This window comes from Kitasatospora sp. NPDC043950, from assembly GCF_056435345.1.
Map to the genome: position 1 here is coordinate 23,230 of NZ_JBWKER010000060.1, position 18,768 is coordinate 41,997.

Genomic DNA, 18,768 nt, shown 5'->3' on the forward strand with positions numbered 1-18,768 from the left:
CAGCCGGGAGTGCCGAATCGTTCCGCCGGAATCAGACTTTCGTTCGACCGGCTCAGTACCCGAAGGCCCGGGCCGTGTTCTCCGCGATCGCCGTGGACAGCTCGTCCTCGTGCAGCCCCAGCGTGCCGGCCATCGAGCGGACGGTGACCGGGATGAGGTACGGGGCGTTGGGCCGGCCGCGGTAGGGGTGGGGGGTGAGGAAGGGCGCGTCGGTCTCGACCAGGATCCGGTCGAGGGGGGTGGCGGCGAGGGCGTCGCGCAGCGGCTGGTTGGCCTTGAAGGTGACCGGGCCGGCGAAGGACAGGTACCAGCCGTGTTCGGCGCAGACCTTGGCCATCTCGGCGTCGCCGGAGTAGCAGTGGAAGACCGTCCGCTCGGGGGCGCCTTCCGCCAGCAGGACGGCGATGACGTCCTCGTGGGCGTCGCGGTCGTGGATGACCAGGGCCTTGTCGTGCCGCTTGGCCATCTCGATGTGGCGGCGGAACGACTCCTTCTGGATCTCGACGCCCTCGGGGCCGGTGCGGAAGTAGTCGAGGCCGGTCTCGCCGACGGCGCGGACCTGCGGGAGGGCGGCGAGCCGGTCGATCTCGGCGAGCGCCTCCTCCAGCGCGGCCTCGCCGCCCGCCTTCCGCTGCTGGCCGGACCAGCCGTCCGCGTCGCCGAGGAAGATCCGCGGCGCCTCGTTGGGGTGCAGGGCGACGGCCGCGTGCACCTGCTCGTACTGGGCCGCCAGTTCGGCGGCCCAGCGCGAGCCGGGCACGTCGCAGCCCACCTGGACGACCGTGGTGACCCCGACCGAGGCGGCCCGGGCCAGTCCCTCGGCCGGGGTGCCGGCCTGCATGTCGAGGTGGGTGTGCGAGTCGGCCACCGCCACGGCCAGGGGTTCCGGCAGTGGCGGCGGGGTCGACCGGGCGTCGTCCTTGGCAGACATCAGGAGGCGGGCTTCTCTTCGAGGCGCGGGAACAGGATCTCGCCCTTGGTGACGGTGCTGCCGGCGGGCAGCCGGCCCCAGTCGGCGGTGGTGGCGATGGTCTGCGCGGCGAGCGCGCCGAGGCCGGCCTCGGCGCCGAGCGAGGTCCACAGCTTCTCGGCGGTGGACGGCATCACCGGGTTGAGCATGACGGCGGTGCCGCGCAGCGCCTCGGCGGCGGTGTAGAGGATGGTGGCGAGGCGGGCCCGGCCCTGCTCCGAGTCGTCCTTGGCCACCTTCCACGGCTCCTGCTCAGTGAGGTAGCCGTTGACCTGCTTGACGAACTCGAAGATCGCCGCGAGGCCGCCGGCGAAGTCCAGCTCCTCGCCGATCTTCCGGTCGGCGGTGGCGAGGGCCGTGGCGAGGCCGTCCGCGATGGCCTGCTCGGCGTCACCGGGGGCGGCGGCGGCCGGCAGCGCGCCGTCGAAGTACTTGCCGACCATGGCGGCGACCCGGGAGGCCAGGTTGCCGAAGTCGTTGGCGAGTTCGGAGGTGTACCGGGCGGTGAAGTCCTCCCAGGAGAACGAGCCGTCGGTGCCGAAGGGGATCGCCCGCAGGAAGTAGTAGCGGTAGGCGTCCACGCCGAAGTGCGAGGTGAGGTCGGTGGGCGAGATGCCGGTCAGGTTGGACTTGGACATCTTCTCGCCGCCGACCATCAGCCAGCCGTTGGCGACGACCCGCTTGGGCAGCGGCAGGCCCGCGGCCATCAGCATGGCGGGCCAGATCACCGCGTGGAAGCGCAGGATGTCCTTGCCCACCAGGTGGACGGAGGCCGGCCACAGTTCGGCGAAGCGCTCCGGGTCGCTGCCGTAGCCGGCCGCGGTGATGTAGTTCTGCAGCGCGTCCACCCACACGTACAGGACGTGCTTCTCGTCCCAGGGCAGCGGGACGCCCCAGTTGAAGGTGGAGCGGGAGATCGAGAGGTCCTTCAGGTCCTGCTCGACGAAGCGCAGCACCTCGTTGCGGGCCGAGGCCGGCTGGATGAAGTCCGGGTTGGCGGCGTAGAACTCCAGCAGCTTCGGGCCGTAGGCGGAGAGGCGGAAGAAGTAGTTCTCCTCCTCCAGCCATTCGACCGGCCGCTTGTGCACGGCGCAGAGCTTCTCGTCCTCGGTGGCGCCGTCGAGCAGTTCGGCCGGGAGCTTGAACTCCTCGCAGCCGACGCAGTACGGGCCGGAGTAGCCGCCCTTGTAGATCTCGTCCTTGTCGTACAGGTCCTGGACGAACTCCTGCACGCGGTCGGTGTGGCGCTGCTGGGTGGTGCGGATGAAGTCGTCGTTGGCGATCTCCAGGTGCTCCCAGAGCGGCTTCCAGGCCTCTTCGACCAGCTTGTCGCACCACTCCTGCGGGCTGACGCCGTTGGCCTCGGCGGTCCGCATGATCTTCTGACCGTGCTCGTCGGTGCCGGTCAGGTACCACACCTTCTCGCCGCGCTGGCGGTGCCAGCGGGTGAGGACGTCGCCCGCCACGGTGGTGTACGCGTGGCCCAGGTGCGGGCGATCGTTGACGTAGTAGATCGGGGTGGAAACGTAGTACGCCGGGGCGGTCGCCCCGGTGGTGCTGTGGTCTGCAGTGGCCGCCATGGTCGGAAAGCTTAGTCGGGCCCGCCCGCAGCCCTCGACCGGATTGCCGCCCGCCGCCCTCGACGGATTGCTGCCCGCTGCCCTCGACGGATTGCCGCCCGGCCAGCGACGGCGGGGGCCGCCCGCCGCGCTGCTCGCGGCGGGCGGCCCCCGGGTGCGCTCCCGGTGCCGGCGGTCAGCCCAGCAGCCGCGACCAGAACCGGGCCCAGCGTCCGCGCGGCTTCGCGGGGTCGGTCACCGGGGCCGCCCCGGCAGGCTCGGCGTGCGCCGGGTAGCCGGGGGCGTGGTGCCAGGACTGGTCGGCGGTGGCGACCCGGCCCTCGCGCATGATCCGGACGGTGTGTCCGCCACACCCCGGGCAGGTCGGCTTGAGCAGCGGGGACGGTACCCGGACACCGTTGGCGTGGTATTCGAACACGACGTGCCCGTCCTTGCCGGCGTGGTGCTCGATGTCGTACGCCTGCTCCCAGCCGTACCCGCATCGCAGGCAGGCGAAGGAGTAGGCCTCCCGCACGGTCTCGACGGGAGTGTGCGGCCGTCCGGCCAGGCCGGGGGCGCTCAGCGCGTTGCCACCGAGGGGGCTACCGATCATCTCGCTCATAGCCGTCTCCCAGCGCCCGCCGGGCGCTCGCCCGGCTGGGTCTTTCCATTCCAGGAAATGCCCTGACGGCCTCGGCCGATGCCCTGCTTGTGAAGAGTTGGACGCGGGTTGGGAACTCCTATACGAAAGGCCTGGATCGTTCCGGAAACCGCGACCGAACTTTCAGCTCCGTGGGCGTTTACCGGGGCCTTCCCTCAAAGGTACGACTCCCCCAGGGTCACGCAACCCCCCGGAATTCACCCCTCTTTCACGGCCCCGTCCCCGCCCCCTTCGAGGCCTCGCTCTTCGCCTCGTTCTTGGCCGCCACCACCGCGTCGAACACCTCCCGCTTCGGCAGCGCGAGCTCCGCCGCGACGGCCGCGATGGCCTCCTTGCGGCGCTCCCCGGCCTCCTCCCGGACGGCCACCAGCCGGGCCAGTTCGGCGGGGGTGAGCTCCTGCGGCGCCGCCGGCGGGGCGCCCGCGACGACGACGGTGATCTCGCCCCTGACGCCTTCGGCGGCCCAGGCCGCCAGGTCGCCGAGGGGTCCGCGTTTCACCTCCTCGTACGTCTTGGTGAGCTCGCGGCAGACGGCGGCGGGCCGATCGGCGCCGAACGCCTCGGCCATCGCGGCGAGCGCCTCGGCGATCCGGTGCGGCGCCTCGAAGAAGACCATGGTGCGCGGCTCGGCCGCGATCGAGGCGAGCTGCCGGGCCCGGTCGCCGGTCTTGCGCGGCAGGAAACCCTCGAAGGTGAAGCGGTCGACGGGCAGGCCGGACAGCGCGAGCGCGGTGAGCACGGCGGACGGCCCGGGCACCGCGGTGACCTTGACGTCGGCCTCGACGGCGGCGGCGACCAGCCGGTAGCCGGGGTCGGAGACGGACGGCATGCCGGCGTCGGTGACCAGCAGCACCCGGGCGCCGCCGAGCAGTGCCTCGACCAGTTCGGGGGTGCGGCCGACCTCGTTGCCCTCGAAGTAGGAGACCACCCGCCCGGCCGGGGTCACCCCGAGCGCCTGGGTGAGCCGGCGCAGCCGCCGGGTGTCCTCGGCCGCGATCACGTCCGCCGTGGCCAGTTCGGTGAGCAGCCGGGGCGGGGCGTCCGAGACGTCGCCGATGGGGGTGCCTGCGAGAACGAGTACTCCTGTCACGGGCCCCATCCTTGCAGCTACCGCGGCCCGGGGGCTTTTGGTGACGATTCGGGCAGCTTCCGAGGGAGCGGTCACACGTGCGAGAAGCGCCCCTACGATGTGGCGGATGAACGGCGACACGGCGGCGCGCACGCCCACTGGTACAGACCACACCGCGCAGGATGGCGGCGACGTGGCCGGCCTGCCGTCCTCCGCCGTCCCGGCTCCGCGGCCCGCCGACCAGGCCGGGAGCCCCGCGCGGCCCGACCAACCCGACCAGTTCGACCAGTTCGACCGCCCGGACCAGCCCGGCCAACCCGACCAGCCCGGCAGCGCCGCGCGCAGCTGGCGCGAGCGGCTGGCCGGGTTCGGCTACGTCGGCCGCCCGGTGGCCCCGCTGGCCGAGCGTCTGGTCCCGCCGATGCCGGACGGCCCCGGGGTGACCCCGGCGGTGGTGCCTCCGTCGCCGCTGCTGCTGCGGCTGGGCGTGTCCGTGCCGCCGGCCGTGTGGTCGTGGCTGTGCCGCTGGTCCGGCTGGCTGGGCCCGATCGCGGTGGCGGTGTTCGCCGGGATCCTGCGCTTCACCAACCTCGGCCAGCCGCACGCGATCATCTTCGACGAGACGTACTACGCCAAGGACGCCTACGCGCTCTGGCACGGCGGCTACGAGATCAACTGGCCGGACGGCGCCAACGAGCAGATCATGACGCCCGGCGCGGCCGTCCCGTACCGCTCGGCGGCCTCCTACGTGGTCCATCCGCCGGTGGGCAAGTGGATCATCGGCGCCGGCGAGATGCTGTTCGGCATGAACCCCTTCGGCTGGCGGTTCGCGGTGGCCCTGCTCGGCACGCTGTCGGTGCTGATGGTGGCCAGGATCGCCCGCCGGCTGTTCCGCTCGACCCTGCTGGGCTGCGTGGCCGGCCTGCTGCTCTCGGTGGACGGCCTGCACCTGGTGCTCAGCCGCGCCGCGCTGCTGGACCTGGTGGTGATGTTCTGGATCCTCGCCGCCTTCGGTTTCCTGCTGCTGGACCGCGACCGCACCCGGGCCCGGCTGGCCGACCGGCTCGGCGGGGTGCCGGACGCGGTGCTGGCGCAGCGGGCGAACCTGGGCTGGCGCCCGTACCGGATCGCGGCCGGCGTCTGCGTCGGCCTGACCTGCGCCACCAAGTGGAGCGGCCTGTACGTGGCGGCGGCCTTCGGCGTGATGACGGTGCTGTGGGACGTCGGCGCCCGCCGCCTGGCCGGGGCCCCGCGCCCGTACCTGGCGACGCTCGCCCGGGACGTGGTGCTGGCCTTCGTGTCGGTCGTGGTGGTGTCGCTGGTCGTCTACGTCACGTCCTGGTGGGGCTGGTTCGCCAGCAGCAACGTGCCGGGCAAGGGCGGCTGGGGCCGGGACTGGGCGGTGGGCCGCTCGACCGACTACCCGTGGATACCCGAGGGGCTGCGCGCCCTGTGGCACTACCACTCGACGGTCTACGACTTCCACACCCACCTGAGCGACCCGCACACCTACCAGTCGAACCCGTGGTCCTGGCTGGTGCTGGGCCGGCCGGTCTCGTTCTTCTACGAGTCCCCCAAGCAGGGCCAGAGCGGCTGCACGGCCGCCGAGTGCGCCCGCGAGGTGCTGGGCATCGGCACCCCGCTGCTGTGGTGGGCGGCCGTGGTGGCGCTGGTGTACTGCCTGTGGCGCTGGGTGGCGCGGCGGGACTGGCGGGCGGGCGCGGTGCTGTGCGGCCTGGCCGCCGGCTACCTGCCGTGGTTCGCCTACCAGCAGCGGACGATCTTCCTCTTCTACGCGGTGGTGTTCGTCCCGTTCCTGGTGCTCGCGGTGACCATGCTGGTCGGTGCGCTGATCGGGCCTCCGGGGGCCTCCCGGGACCGCCGGATCATCGGTTCGGCGGCGGCCGGGCTGCTGGTGCTGCTGATCGTGTGGAACTTCCTCTTCTTCTTCCCGCTGTTCACCGGGCAGACGATTCCGATGGACGACTGGCGCCAGCGGATGTGGTTCAACAGCTGGATCTGATCGACACCGCTGTTCCCCGAATCGTCCGTATGCGGTGCACGACACGTACCAGATCCGTCACAACTCGCGGGCATTTCGTCGGCGCACCGATCGGCGCTGCCTAGGGTGGGGGGAACAGCGTGTCCGGCCCCGGTCGGTCGCGCCCGTCCGGCAGACCCTTGGGGGAACAGCACCATGCGCAGAGGCGCGAAGATCGGCATCATCACCGGCGTCTCCGTCGCCGTGCTCGCGGGCGGTGGCTACGGGGCGTACAGCCTGATGGGCGGCTCGGACTCCGGATCGTCCTCGGCGAAGAAGCCCCGCACGGTGGTCGCCGAGCCGCCCTCGGCCGAGCAGGCGACCAACGGTGCGAAGGACTTCCTGGCGGCCTGGGCGGCCGGCGACCTGGACAAGGCCGCCGCGCTGACGGACGACCCGGCCGCGGCCACCACCGCGCTGACGGCGTTCCGCGACCAGGTCAAGCCGAGCGCGCTGACCCTGGCCCCGGCCGGCCCGGCCACCCCGCAGGCCTTCGCGTCGGCCACCGGCACCCCCGCGCCGGCCAAGCCCTCCGCCGGAGCCTCGGCCACGCCGTCGGCGGGAGCGACCCCCGGTGCCACCGACTCGCCGTCGGCCTCCGCCTCGGCCGGCCCCGCCGGTGTGCTGATGGGCTTCAAGGCGCGCGCCGAGTTCGCCGGCACCAACCGGGTCTGGGACTACAACGGCTTCCTGAACGTCGTGAAGATGAGCGACAACACCCCGGCCGTGCACTGGGCGCCGACGGTGATCCACCCGCACCTGTCCGGCAACGAGACGATCGCCACCCAGCAGGTCTTCGCCCCGCCGTCCACCGTGGTGGACCGCAACGGCAAGCCGCTGCAGGGCGCCTCGCTCACCCCGGCGCTGCTGTCCACCCTCCAGGACAACGCCCACAAGCTGCTGCCGCCGGACCCGAACAAGGACCAGGACGCGGGCAGCGCGGTGGTGATCAGCGACCCGGCCGGAAAGGGTGCCTCGGACAAGCTGTTCACCATCGTCGAGCCCAAGCCCGGCAAGCCGTTCAAGGTGACCATCGACAACACCATCCAGGCGGCGGCCGAGAAGGCGATGACGGACCTGGGCGGCAAGTCCGGGTCGATCGCCGCGATCGAGCCGAGCACCGGCCAGGTGCTGGCCTTCGCCAACGCGCCGGCCAGCGGTCAGAACCGGGCCTTCACCGGCCTGCTCGCGCCCGGCTCGACGATGAAGATCGTCACCTCGACGGCGCTGCTGGAGGCCGGGGTCAACCCGGACACCGTGGTGGCCTGCCCGGAGAAGAGCAGCAACCCGGTCGCGATCCCGAACGACTTCCCGGGCGCCTTCCCCAACAACACGCTCCAGCAGGACTTCATGGTGTCCTGCAACACGGCCTTCATCAACCAGGGCCTGACCAGCCTCAAGCCCGAGACGCTGTCCAGCACGGCCAAGGACGTGTTCGGCATCGGCCTGGAGTGGAAGACCGGTCTGCCGAACACCGACGGCAAGGTGCCGCCGACGCCGGGCAGCAAGGACGAGCAGGCCATGAACTACATCGGCCAGGGCAAGGTCCAGATGAACCCGCTGGCCATCGCCTCGATCACCGCGACCGTCCAGAGCGGCGCGTTCAAGCAGCCGATCCTGGTCGCCGGCCTGCCGCAGCAGGCGGCGGCCCGCCAGATCGCGCCGGACGTCGCGGGCAAGCTGCGCGCGATGATGAACGCCACCGCCACCGGCGGCACGGCCAAGGACGTGATGGCCGGGATCACCGACAACGCGGGTGCCAAGACCGGCTCCGCCGAGGTCGCCGGCGCGACCACCACCAACAGCTGGTTCACCGCCTTCCGCGGCAACATCGCGGTCGCCGCCGAGGTGCAGGGCGGCGGCCACGGCGTGGACGCGGCCGGCCCGGCCGTCGCCTCGCTGCTCAAGGCCGCGGGCCGCTAGAACAACCCGTCCGGACGGAGCCCGCTCAGCCCCGTGGCAGGGCGGGCTCCGGTCTGCCCGGCAGCCGGTGCGGCGGGATCGGGCGCCGGCTGCTCCAGCGCCGGGCCGCCAGCCGCGGCCAGATCACCAGGACCACCGGCAGGGCGAGGTAGCCGAACCGCCCGGCCGGGGCGAGCATGAACGCGATCGCCAGCCCGGCGGCCAGCAGGTCGGCGGCCGCGATCGCGGACACCGGCGGCCGGGCGAGCAGCCAGATGGCCACCCCGATCCCGCCCATGGTCATCAGCGCCAGCGAGACGGAGTGCCCGGTCGGCCCGAAGCCGGCCAGCACCTTGCCGGGCAGCGGGCTGCCGGCCGGCGTGCGGATGGCGGTGAGCCCGAGCGGGAAGCGCACCACCTGCTCGCGCAGTGCGTCCGCCCGGGTCAGCGCGGAGGGCAGGAGCACGGCCAGGCCGGTACCGAGCGCGATCAGCGTGGTCCGGGCGGCGGGTCGGCGGCCGTACAGCCGCCACAGCAGCAGGGCGGCGACCGGCAGCGCCGGCCAGGCCGTCCACTTGAGGGTGCAGGCGAGGGCGAGCACCAGGCCGGCGCCGACGGTGCGGTCCCGCTCGGCGAGCGCCATGGCGAGGCAGCAGAGGCCGATCAGCGGCAGGTCCACCCCGCCGACGACGAGGGCCAGCGAGATCAGCGGCGAGGCGGTGAGCACGGCGAGCGGCAGCAGCGGCGCGCGCTCGCGGGTGGGCCGCAGCAGCCGCCAGCTGGCCAGCAGGCAGACCACGAAGGCCAGCGCGAACCAGATCCGGGCGTCCCCGGCGACCTGGGCGAGGTCGGAGCCGTCGCCCAGCAGTTGGCGCGGCATCCCGAACAGGGTCATCGCCGGCAGGTACGGGTTGTAGTCGGTGACCACCACCGGGTGCGGCAGGTACGGGCTGCCGGTGGTGAGCAGCAGGTGGGCCGAGCGTTCGACCACCATCACCTCGGACTGGTGGCGGCCCTGCACGGCGAGCAGGGCGAGCGGCGCGAGGACGGCCCCGGCGAGCGCGACCACGGCGGCGGCGCGGGCCGCGTAGCGGCGCGGCAGGGTGACGCAGAGCAGCCCGGCCAGGACGTAGGCGGGGGCCGCGATGAAACCCCACATCCGCTGGTTGGGCAGGTCGGAGACGAGCGGGAAGGCGGCCGCCCAGCCGGCCGCGATCAGGCAGCCGAGCAGTTGGACGGTGCGCATCGAGGCGAGTCGGACGGGATTCAGCCGATCGGGCGTGGGCGGGAACGTGCTCTCGCCACGCTGGCGGGGGAACGGCCGACTGGAGAAGCCGAGGGGCGGTCGTCCTGGTCCGGACGGCGCTCCGGCGGGGGTCGGCGGGGCCGGCGTTCTGCTGCGGCCGGTGAAGCGGCCGCGCGGGCGGGAGAAGCCGGGCGTGCGGGTGCTCACCATGGTGGAAGGTTATGGGTGGTGGCCGGGCCCTGTCGCCATGGCGTGGGGCACGTAGCGGGAGGTGGCATGAGGGGGGCCGCCGGGTGTCGTGGCCGGCGGCCCCCCATGTCCGGATTCGTCCGGCTCAGCTGTTGCGGTGGCCGGTGGAGCTGTCCGCCGTGGCGGCCTGCGCCTGCTGTTCCAGCTTGGAGTGCTTGATGCTGTAGCCGAAGTAGACGACCACGGCGACGGCGAGGGCGATCGCGCCGGCCCGGAAGGTGTCGGCGTGCAGGCCGGTGATCAGGTAGGCGCAGAAGGCGACGCTGAGCAGCGGGACGACCGGGTAGCCGGGGACCTTGAAGCCGCGCGGCAGGTCGGGCTGGGTGCGGCGCAGGATGATCACGCCGATCGAGACGACCGAGAAGGCGATGAGCGTCCCGAGGCTGGTGATGTCGGCCAGTTCCTTCAGCGGGACGAAGGCGGCCAGCGCGCCGACGCCGAGGCCCACCACGAGGGTGTTCCAGACCGGGGTGCCGGTGCGCGGGGAGAGTTCGGCGAAGCGCTTGGGCAGCATGCCGTCGCGGCCCATGGAGTACAGGATGCGGGTCTGGCCGTAGATCACCACGAGGGTGATGCTGAAGATCGAGAGGATCGCGCCGATCGCGAAGACGATCGAGGGCCAGGTCTGGCCGGTGATGTCCTGGAGGATCTGGGCGAGGCCGGCCTCCTGGCCCTGGAACTTCTGCCACGGCTGGGCGCCGATGCCGGCGAGGGCGACCAGGATGTAGAGCAGGGTCACCACGACCAGCGAGATGATGATCGCCAGCGGCAGGGTGCGGCGCGGGTTCTTGACCTCCTCACCGGCGGTGGACACGGCGTCCAGGCCGATGAAGGAGAAGAAGATGCTGGAGGCGGCGACCTGCACGCCGCCGATGCCGAGCGGCATGAACGGGGTCAGGTTGCCGGAGTGGAAGCCGGTGAGCGCGACGCCGACGAACAGCAGCAGGATCAGGATCTTGATCCCGACCATGGCCGCGTTGACCTTCACCGACTCGCTGACGCCGCGGATGAGCAGCACGCAGACCATCGCGACCAGCAGCAGCGCCGGCAGGTTGAACCAGTGGGTGTCGTTCGGCGCGCCGGACAACTGCTCCGGGATGGTGAAGCCGAAGGTCAGGTCGAAGAACTTGTTCAGGTACTCGGCCCAGCTCACCGCGATCGCGGAGGCGGAGACGCCGTACTCCATCAGCAGGCAGATGCCGACGCCGAACGCGACGCCCTCGCCGAGGGTGGCGTAGGCGTAGGAGTACGAGGATCCGGAGACCGGGATCGCGGAGGCCATCTCGGCGTAGCAGAGCGCGGTGAGTCCGGCGGTGACCGCGGCGAGCACGAAGGACAGGATGACGGCCGGGCCGGCCGAGGGCACCGCGCTGCTGAGCACGAAGAAGATGCCGGTGCCGATGGTGGCGCCGATGCCGATCGAGGACAGCTGCCAGAGGCCGATCGTGCGACGCAGGTGGATGCCGGAGCGTCCGCCCTCCTCGGGCGCACCGGCCGGGAGGCCGTCCCGGCCCTCGCTCTCGGCGATGAGGGACGAGACGGGCTTGCGTCGCAGCAGACGCGCACCGAGAGAGTTGCTGGTCACAGCTGCGGTCCTTCTGGGCGGGGGAGGGTGTCCTGGCGGCCGGTCACTCGACGCGTCATGGGGTGTCATCGGGGACCAACCGAACAAAGATGGGACAGTACCCCGCGAAAGCACCAGTGTCGCAAACGAACAGTCCGGATCGGCGCATTGTACGAATTGGCGCATGAGTCTATACAAACCGGACACTTCGCAGACGGCGGATTCGCCGTCCAGCAGCTAAGGCAGCAGTTCAGCGGCCCAGCACCGCCCGCATCACCGAGCGGGCGATCGGCGCGGCCAGCCCGCCGCCGGTGACGTCCGTGGCGTCACTGTCCGCGATCACCACGGCCACCGCCACCGGCGGCACCGCGTCCGAGCCGGCGGGCTTGGCCCAGGAGATGAACCAGGCGTACGGCGTCCCGCTGTTGTCCACCCCGTGCTGCGCGGTGCCGGTCTTGCCGCCGACCACCGCGCCGCCGATCCGGGCGTTGCCGCCGGTGCCGTTCTCCACCACGTCGGTCATCAGCTTCTGCACCTGCCCGGCCACCGCCGGGGTCATCGCCCGCCGGTACACGGCGGGTTTCATCAGCTGCACCGCGGTGCCGTCGCCCTTCGTCAGTCTGTCCACGAGCTGTGGACGCATCACCGTCCCGTCGTTGGCGATCCCGGCCGCGACCATCGCCATCACCAGCGGGGTCGCCGCGGTGTCGAACTGCCCGATCGAGGAGAGCGCCACCTGCGACTGGTTCATCGTGGTGTCGAAGTTGGACCGGGCCGGGCGCACCGGCATGTCCAGCCTGGCGTCGTTGAAGCCGAAGTTCTCGGCCATCGCCACCATCGGGTCCAGCCCGGTCCGCACCCCGAGGTAGCCCAGCACGCTGTTGCAGCTGTAGACCATCGCGGTGTCCAGCGACTGGCCGGGCCGGTCGCACGCCGAGGTGTCGTTGACCAGCGGCGTGGTCGTCCCGGGCAGCACGTACGGGTACGGCGCGTCGGTCGGCGCGTCGGGGTCGGTGACCACCCCGGCCGCGAGCGCGGCCGCCGCCGTGACCACCTTGAAGGTCGAGCCCGGCGGGTAGGTCTGGCGCAGCGCCCGGTTGAGCATCGGCTGGTCGGTGTCGGCCTGCAGCCGGTTCCAGGCGGCCTGGTCGGCCGCGGCGGAGCCGGCGAAGCTGCCCGGGTCGTAGGACGGCGTGCTGGCCAGGGCGAGGATCCGGCCGGTGGCCGGCTCGATCGCGGCCACCGCGCCCTTCTGGCTGCCGAGCCCGCGCACCGCGGCCTCCTGGGCGGCCCGGTTCAGGGTGGTGTAGACGTCCCCGCCGGGGTTCTGCCTGCGGGCGACGGCGTCCCAGACCGCCCAGCCGGCCAGTCTGCTGTCCGTCCCGGACAGCAGGTCGTCCTCGACCCCCTCCAGCTGGGTGTTGCCGTACGCCTGCGAGGCGAAGCCGGTGACGGCCGCGTACGTCGGGCCGTCGGTGTAGGTGCGCTTGTAGTCGTACCGGCCGCCGGTGGGCTCGGAGCCGGTCACGGTGTCCGCGCCGACCCGGATGTCGCCGCGCGGCTGCGAGTACCGCTCGATGGTGAGCCGCTGGTTGGCGGCGTTGTGGTTGAGGTCCTTGGCCTGGAACACCTGCACCCGGGTGGCCTGGACGCACAGCGCCGCGACCAGCAGCAGGCAGAAGACGCCCGCGCGGCGCCCGGTGACGGAGATGCCCGGCAGGCCCTGCGGCCCGTTGCCCCGGGCGCGCGGACGGGAGCGGGTGCGCACCATCAGTCCTCCTCCGACACGGGCGCGGACACGGACACGGGCAGGACCGGGGCCGGGGCCGGGGCCGGGGCCGGCCGACGCGCGATGTCGCTCATCCGCACCAGCAACGCCACGATGATCCAGTTGGTGACCACCGAGGAGCCGCCCTGCGCGACGAACGGCAGCGTCATCCCGGTCAGCGGGATGAGGTCGAGCACCCCGCCGGCCACCACGAACACCTGGAGGCCGACGATCGCGGCCAGGCCGATCGCCAGCAGCCGCCCGAACGGGTCGCGCAGCGCGATGCCCGTGCGGAACCCCCGGGAGATCAGCAGCGCGTACAGCAGGAACACCGCGACGAGCCCGGTCAGGCCGAGTTCCTCGCCGATGGTGGCGAGGATGAAGTCCGACTTGGCGGCGAAGCCGATCAGCACCGAGTGCCCGTTGCCGAACCCGGTGCCCAGTTCCCCGCCCCACGCGAAGGCGAACAGCGACTGGGCGATCTGGTTGGCGCCCTTGCCCGCCGCGATCGAGCCCAGCGGGTCCAGCCAGTCCGTCACCCGGCTGTGCACGTGCGGCGAGAGCCAGCCCACCGTGACCGCCCCGACCGCCGCCAGGGCCAGCCCGATCACGATCCACCCGGTGCGCGCGGTGGCCACGTACAGCATCACCACGAACAGGCCGAAGAACAGCAGCGAGGTGCCGAGGTCCGTCTCCAGCACCAGGACGCCGACGAACGCCGCCCAGATCAGCAGCACCGGCCCGAGCACCCGGCCGCGAGGCAGCTGCCAGCGCCAGACCCGGCGGCCGGTGAGCGCCAGCGCGTCCCGGTGCACCGCCAGGTAGGCGGCGAAGAAGACGGCCAGCAGGATCTTGGCGAACTCCCCCGGCTGGAAGGACAGCGGCCCGAGGACGATCCAGATCCGCGAGCCGTACACCGGCGGGAAGAAGATCGGCAGCACCAGCAGGACCAGCGCCACCAACGCCCCGAGGTAGGCGTACCGCTGCAGCCGCCGGTGGTCGCGCACCAGCAGCACGACCGCGATGAACAGCGCCACCCCCAGGCTCGACCAGAGCAACTGGGTGGAGGCCGCGCCGACGCCCGAGGTGGCGCGGTCGAGCCGGTAGATCACCACCAGGCCGATCCCGTTGAGCAGCACCGCGATCGGCAGCAGCAGCGGGTCCGCGTACCGGGCCCGCCGGCGGACCACGGCGTGCGCCAGCAGGGCGAGCACGCCGAGCGCGGCGCCGTACTCGGCCGCGTCGGCCGGCACCCTGCCGTCCAGGTTGACGCCGACCTCGACGTAGCCGAACACGGCGATCAGCACGGCGGCCAGGACCAGCAGCAGCTCGGTGGTGCGCCTGGTCGGCACCGGCCGGCTCGGCCGGGCTGCGGTTCTCGTCACGGCGGGGGGTGTCGCCACGGACCGTCCTGGGGGTCGCGGGGAGCCGGAGCGCTGTTCCGGGGGATGCCAATCGGAATGGACCGGCGGCACGAAGCCGGTTCACCCAGGTTCGTCACCCTAACGAGCACTATCCATATTTATCGGCTTTTTGCTGCGGTGTGTCCGCCCTTGGCATGAATCCTCCGCTCACTCGGGCCGCCGTCCGGCCAGCGCCGCCGCCCCGGCCGCCGCCGCGGCCAGCAGGACGGCGGCGGGCGGCAGTTCCGCCCACGGCACGGCGACCCGACCGGTGCGGGCCGCCGAGACCAGACCGCGGACCGCCGCGTTGGCCGGCGAGAGCGGCGCCACCAACGCCAGCGCGGCCAACGCCAGCGCCAGCGCGATGCCGTACTGCGGCCGCGCCAGCACCGGCCGGTTCGCCAGTGCCCCGGCCGCCACCCCCAGCAGCACGCACACCACCGCGGCCGACGCCCCGGCCGCCAGCGCAGGTCCGACCGGCGGCTGCCGCTCCACCCCCGGGTTGGCCACCGTCCCGCTCAGCCACCACAGCGCCGCCACCTCGGCCGCCGCCAGCACCAGCCCGGCCGTCAGTGCCGCCAGCAGCGCGCCCAGGTGCACCCGCGGCGGCCCCGCCGCCGCGACCAGGCAGGCCCGCGAGGCCGGCGGCTCCGCCCCGAGCGCGCTGCGCACGTACCAGGCGCTCACCGGCAGCAGCACGGCCGCGCCGTAGCCGAGGTCGCCCAGCAGCGGGTTGCCCGCCGACACGCCCACCACCAGCAGCAGCGCGTACGCCAGGAACGGCGGCAGCCAGGCGTGCGAGCGCACCAGCAGTTCCAGGTGGTACCGGGTCAGCGCCCCGAGCTGCCTCACCGCCGCCCCTCCCGCTGCCGCACCGCCAGCACCCGGACGGCCGGTCGGCCGAGCAGCAGCCGGCGCAGCAGCGCTTCCGTGTGCGCGGCCGGCACGGTCAGCCGCACGGCCGTGCCGGCCAGCGGGGTGAGCCGCGGCGCCCCGGGCAGCCGGGGCGGCAGCGGGGTGCCGTCCGGGACGTCCACCTCGACCTCCGTCTCCGGGCCGCCGTCCGGCACGGGCCCCGCCTCCTCGGCGGGCCGCAGACCGCCGTCCGCGCCGACCTGGTAGGCGGCGCTGGTCAGCCCGGCCAGCCGGGCCGGGTCGTGGTCGACGAACAGCACCGCCCCGCCGTCCGCCGCCCGCTCCGCGGCCGCCTCGTCCAGCACCGCCCTGGCGTCGGGGTCGAGCCCGGTCCAGGCCTCGTCCAGCAGCAGGACCGGGGCCTGCGCGAGCAGCGCCTGCGCGACCGCGACCTTCTGGCAGGTGCCCTTCGACAGCCGGCTCAGCGGGGTGCCCGCCCGGTCCGCGATGCCGAAGCGGTCCAGCCAGTCCCCCGCCCGCCGCCGCGCCCGCTCCGCCGACAGCCCGTGCACCCGGCCCACCCGCAGCAGGTACGAGGCGGCGTCGAACGGCAGCGCGGGCGGGAAGCGTTCGGGCACGTACGCGGCACCACCCGCGCGGGCCACCCGCCCGGCGGTCGGCCGCTCGATCCCGGCCGCCAGCCGGAGCAGCGTCGACTTGCCGCTCCCGTTCGCCCCGGCGATCCGCACCAACTCCCCCGGCCCGACGGCGAGATCGACCCCGCGCAGGACCCATCGCCCGCGCCGCCCGTACCGTTTTCCGACCCCCGTCAGCTCCACCGCGCCCCCATTCCCGCCCGGACTCGCACGAAACCCGCACGGAAGGCTATCCAGCCCGGGTAGGGCGGACGTAAGTCCGCGCAGCCCCGACCGCCTTTCCACGCGCCGGAGTTCACGCCGTGGCGGGGTGGCGCACGATCCGCTCTCGTTTGGCCATCGCGAACTGATGATCCCTAGGATCACCGGGTGACTACCGGACGACGACCAAAGACCAGGCTCGGCAGCCTGCTGGGCGCCCTGGCGATAACGGGCGCCTCGCTGCTCATCGGCCTGCCCGCCCACGCCGACGAACCATCAGCCGGAGCCGCCGCGCCCAAGGAGGCCCCCAGGGTCGACCTCGTCCTGGACGTCAGCGGCTCCATGAACGAGCGGGACATCCAGGGCAAGAGCCGGATCTCGGTGGCCCAGCAGTCCCTGAACGACGTGATCGACGCGCTGCCCGCGGAGACCGAGTTCGGCATCCGCACCCTGGGCGCGAACTACCCCGGCAACGACAAGACCCAGGGCTGCCAGGACACCAAGCAGCTGTACCCGGTCGGCAAGACCAACAAGGTCGAGGCCAAGACGGCCGTCGCCACCCTGCGGCCCACCGGCTGGACCCCGATCGGCCTGGCCCTGCGCGGCGCGGCCCAGGACCTCGGCAAGGGCGAGACCACCCGCCGGGTGGTGCTGATCACCGACGGCGAGGACACCTGCACCCCGCCGGACCCCTGCGACGTCGCCCGTGAACTCGCCTCCCAGGGCATCCACCTGGTCGTCGACACCCTCGGCCTGGCCCACGACGACAAGACCCGCCAGCAGCTGCTCTGCATCGCCAACGCGACCGGCGGCACCTACACCGACGTCCGCACCCAGGAGCAGCTCACCGACAAGGTGAAGCAGCTGGTCGACCGCTCCAACGACACCTACGCGGTGACCCCGGTGAAGACCTCCGGCGCCGACAAGTGCGAGAGCGCCCCGGTGCTCGCCCCGGGCGTGTACAGCGACCGCGAGAAGTTCTCCGAGCACCGCGTCTACAAGGTCCCGGTCAAGTCCGGCCAGGAGCTGCGCGCCTCGGTCAGCGTCGGTCTGGACCGCGCGGTGGCCCGGGACTACGGCGTCCTGCTGCAGGCCACCAGCGCGACCGGCCAGGAGCTGGTCCGCGGCACCGACGCCGGCAGCAGCCGCACCGACGTGATCTCCACCGGCCTGCGCTGGTCCACCAGCGACTCCAAGGGCTACATCACCACCGGCCCGACCTCCTCGTCGAGCGCCAAGCCGGAGACCACCGTCTGCCTGGTCGTCAGCAACTCGCTGGCCCCGCAGGCCGGCGTCCAGGCCGACCCCGGCCTGCCGCTGGAGCTGACCGTCGACCTGGCCACCGCCTCGTCCGCCCCCGAGGGCGCGGCGATGGGCCTGGGCCGCGGCTGGATCCTGCTGCTCACCCTCACCCTCGCCGGACTGCTGTTCGGCCTGGTGTTCGGCTGGATCGCCCGCTGGCGGATCTCTGTCTGGCGGGAGAACTGACCATGCGACCGACCACGCGCACGACCCTTCGCGGCGCCCTCGCCGCCCTCGCCCTGCTGCCCGCCCTCGCGCTGGCCGCCCCGACCGCCTCCGCCGCCTCCCCCTCGCCCTCGGCGAGCGCGAGCGGCGCCCCGGCCCCGGCCACCAAGGCCGGCACCTCCTTCCTGACCGCGACCAACCTCTCCCCCGGCCAGGACGCCAACGTCGCCGCCTCCACCGGTGACTACCTGTACTGGGCGTTCGGCGCCTCCGAGGGCCAGACCCCGACGATCGGCCTGACCGTCAACCTGGCCCCCGCGACCGACCGGCACGGCCCGCAGACCTGGTCCGCCGAGGTCTTCGACGGGCTCCGCCGCCGCCAGTCCTGCACCGCCGGCACCCAGAACGCCACCGGCGACCAGAACACCGGCACGCTCACGCTGAGCTGCACCCTGCGCGAGATCCGGTCCTGGGCCGAGCCGTGGTCCGGCGACCCGCTGCCCGGCACCTACTACGTGCGGCTCTCGGTCAGCGACGTCCCGCAGACCGACCTGGGCCTGGCCACCTCCGTCCAGCTGCACGTCAGTGCCAAGGGCAACGCGGACAACGCCCAGCCGGAGGGCGGCGAGCTCAAGGCCCCGCTGGTCCCGCCGGCCGGCGGCGGCGCCAGCACCGCCAAGGCGGCCGCCCCGGTGGCGGCCGAGGAGCACTGGTACACCGGCTGGTTCTCCGGCTGGAACAGCCGCTGGTACTGGACCATCGGCGGCGGCGCCCTGGCCGCCCTGGCGGGCGTCCTGGGCTACAACCTGACCCGGCACCCACGCGGCTACCGCCCGCCCCGCTACGGCGCCGTCCCGCCGCAGTCCGGCGCCCCCCAGCCCGGCCCCTACGCCGGTTCCCAGCGCCCCTGACCCACCCCGCCCAACCCTGAGGGCCGGCCGGACTCCCCCGGCCGGCCCTCGGCCGTTCCCGCTCCGGTTGCCGCTCTTGTTCCCACTCCCGCCCCCGTACGCGACCGACCGGCGACCGGGACCGTCCGAGGGCCTCGGGGGGGGGGCGGGGGGGGGGGGGGGGGGGGGGGGGGGGGGGGGGGGGGGGGGGGGAGGGGGGTGGGGGGGGGGGGGAGGGGGGGGTTGTCCCGCAGAACGCCAGACTGC

At 73.2% G+C, this 18,768-nt stretch carries 14 protein-coding genes; 4 read left to right on the plus strand and 10 right to left on the minus strand.

The genetic code is table 11. From position 1 onward, the window contains the following. Positions 1–52: 52 nt before the first annotated feature. The 4 genes from AC07BF_RS31495 to rsmI all read right to left on the minus strand — a co-directional run bounded on the left by AC07BF_RS31495 (position 53) and on the right by rsmI (position 4,280). Positions 53–931, minus strand: coding sequence for a TatD family hydrolase (locus AC07BF_RS31495; protein ID WP_363619214.1), 879 nt, complete (start codon positions 929–931; stop codon positions 53–55). Beyond that, positions 931–2,550, minus strand: coding sequence for a methionine--tRNA ligase (gene metG, locus AC07BF_RS31500; RefSeq protein ID WP_363619213.1), 1,620 nt, complete (start codon positions 2,548–2,550; stop codon positions 931–933). Before metG ends, AC07BF_RS31495 begins: the two co-directional genes overlap by 1 nt. 175 nt (positions 2,551–2,725) lie before the next feature. Further along, positions 2,726–3,151, minus strand: coding sequence for a hypothetical protein (locus tag AC07BF_RS31505; protein ID WP_363585339.1), 426 nt, complete (start codon positions 3,149–3,151; stop codon positions 2,726–2,728). Positions 3,152–3,398: 247 nt separating this feature from the next. Further along, positions 3,399–4,280, minus strand: a complete 882-nt coding sequence (gene rsmI, locus AC07BF_RS31510; RefSeq protein WP_400809503.1) for a 16S rRNA (cytidine(1402)-2'-O)-methyltransferase — start codon at positions 4,278–4,280, stop codon at positions 3,399–3,401. A gap of 106 nt (positions 4,281–4,386) precedes the next feature. Between rsmI and AC07BF_RS31515 the strand changes: the two genes are divergently transcribed. Then, on the plus strand, positions 4,387–6,282 hold the full coding sequence (locus AC07BF_RS31515) for a dolichyl-phosphate-mannose--protein mannosyltransferase (protein WP_478334243.1): 1,896 nt from the start codon (positions 4,387–4,389) through the stop codon (positions 6,280–6,282). 174 nt (positions 6,283–6,456) lie between these two features. Further along, positions 6,457–8,223: a penicillin-binding transpeptidase domain-containing protein gene (locus AC07BF_RS31520; RefSeq protein WP_478334244.1), complete on the plus strand. Its 1,767-nt coding sequence runs from the start codon at positions 6,457–6,459 to the stop codon at positions 8,221–8,223. A 25-nt stretch (positions 8,224–8,248) separates the two neighbouring features. Here the strand turns inward: AC07BF_RS31520 and AC07BF_RS31525 are convergent, their stop codons facing one another. The 6 genes from AC07BF_RS31525 to AC07BF_RS31550 all read right to left on the minus strand — a co-directional run bounded on the left by AC07BF_RS31525 (position 8,249) and on the right by AC07BF_RS31550 (position 16,126). Next, positions 8,249–9,658: a glycosyltransferase 87 family protein gene (locus AC07BF_RS31525; RefSeq protein ID WP_478334245.1), complete on the minus strand. Its 1,410-nt coding sequence runs from the start codon at positions 9,656–9,658 to the stop codon at positions 8,249–8,251. A gap of 124 nt (positions 9,659–9,782) precedes the next feature. Continuing rightward, positions 9,783–11,351: an amino acid permease gene (locus AC07BF_RS31530; RefSeq protein WP_400988697.1), complete on the minus strand. Its 1,569-nt coding sequence runs from the start codon at positions 11,349–11,351 to the stop codon at positions 9,783–9,785. 160 nt (positions 11,352–11,511) lie between these two features. Next, positions 11,512–13,032: a penicillin-binding transpeptidase domain-containing protein gene (locus tag AC07BF_RS31535; RefSeq protein ID WP_363630149.1), complete on the minus strand. Its 1,521-nt coding sequence runs from the start codon at positions 13,030–13,032 to the stop codon at positions 11,512–11,514. Continuing rightward, positions 13,032–14,414, minus strand: coding sequence for an FtsW/RodA/SpoVE family cell cycle protein (locus AC07BF_RS31540; protein ID WP_478334246.1), 1,383 nt, complete (start codon positions 14,412–14,414; stop codon positions 13,032–13,034). The genes AC07BF_RS31535 and AC07BF_RS31540 overlap by 1 nt, the downstream gene beginning before the upstream one ends. A gap of 186 nt (positions 14,415–14,600) precedes the next feature. Next, positions 14,601–15,284: an ABC transporter gene (locus tag AC07BF_RS31545; protein ID WP_478334247.1), complete on the minus strand. Its 684-nt coding sequence runs from the start codon at positions 15,282–15,284 to the stop codon at positions 14,601–14,603. After that, positions 15,281–16,126 (minus strand): ATP-binding cassette domain-containing protein, encoded by an 846-nt coding sequence (locus AC07BF_RS31550; protein WP_363585348.1) that lies wholly within the window; start codon positions 16,124–16,126, stop codon positions 15,281–15,283. The genes AC07BF_RS31545 and AC07BF_RS31550 overlap by 4 nt, the downstream gene beginning before the upstream one ends. 186 nt (positions 16,127–16,312) lie before the next feature. Here AC07BF_RS31550 and AC07BF_RS31555 point away from each other — a divergent pair, with 186 nt between their 5' ends. Both AC07BF_RS31555 and AC07BF_RS31560 read left to right on the plus strand, forming a co-directional pair. Then, positions 16,313–17,632: a VWA domain-containing protein gene (locus AC07BF_RS31555; protein WP_371517392.1), complete on the plus strand. Its 1,320-nt coding sequence runs from the start codon at positions 16,313–16,315 to the stop codon at positions 17,630–17,632. Positions 17,633–17,634: 2 nt separating this feature from the next. Further along, complete coding sequence (locus AC07BF_RS31560; RefSeq protein WP_363619204.1) at positions 17,635–18,522, plus strand: peptidase; 888 nt, start codon at positions 17,635–17,637, stop codon at positions 18,520–18,522. Positions 18,523–18,768 lie beyond the last annotated feature (246 nt).

Bases quoted from the DNA above. Each gene is read 5' to 3' on its own strand.
- AC07BF_RS31560 (WP_363619204.1), top strand. From the start codon at position 17,635: ATGCGACCGACCACGCGCACGACCCTTCGCGGCGCCCTCGCCGCCCTC.
- AC07BF_RS31505 (WP_363585339.1), bottom strand. From the start codon at position 3,151: ATGAGCGAGATGATCGGTAGCCCCCTCGGTGGCAACGCGCTGAGCGCC.
- AC07BF_RS31530 (WP_400988697.1), bottom strand. From the start codon at position 11,351: ATGACACCCCATGACGCGTCGAGTGACCGGCCGCCAGGACACCCTCCC.
- metG (WP_363619213.1), bottom strand. From the start codon at position 2,550: ATGGCGGCCACTGCAGACCACAGCACCACCGGGGCGACCGCCCCGGCG.
- AC07BF_RS31515 (WP_478334243.1), top strand. From the start codon at position 4,387: ATGAACGGCGACACGGCGGCGCGCACGCCCACTGGTACAGACCACACC.
- AC07BF_RS31495 (WP_363619214.1), bottom strand. From the start codon at position 931: ATGTCTGCCAAGGACGACGCCCGGTCGACCCCGCCGCCACTGCCGGAA.
- AC07BF_RS31535 (WP_363630149.1), bottom strand. From the start codon at position 13,032: ATGGTGCGCACCCGCTCCCGTCCGCGCGCCCGGGGCAACGGGCCGCAG.
- AC07BF_RS31525 (WP_478334245.1), bottom strand. From the start codon at position 9,658: ATGGTGAGCACCCGCACGCCCGGCTTCTCCCGCCCGCGCGGCCGCTTC.
- AC07BF_RS31520 (WP_478334244.1), top strand. From the start codon at position 6,457: ATGCGCAGAGGCGCGAAGATCGGCATCATCACCGGCGTCTCCGTCGCC.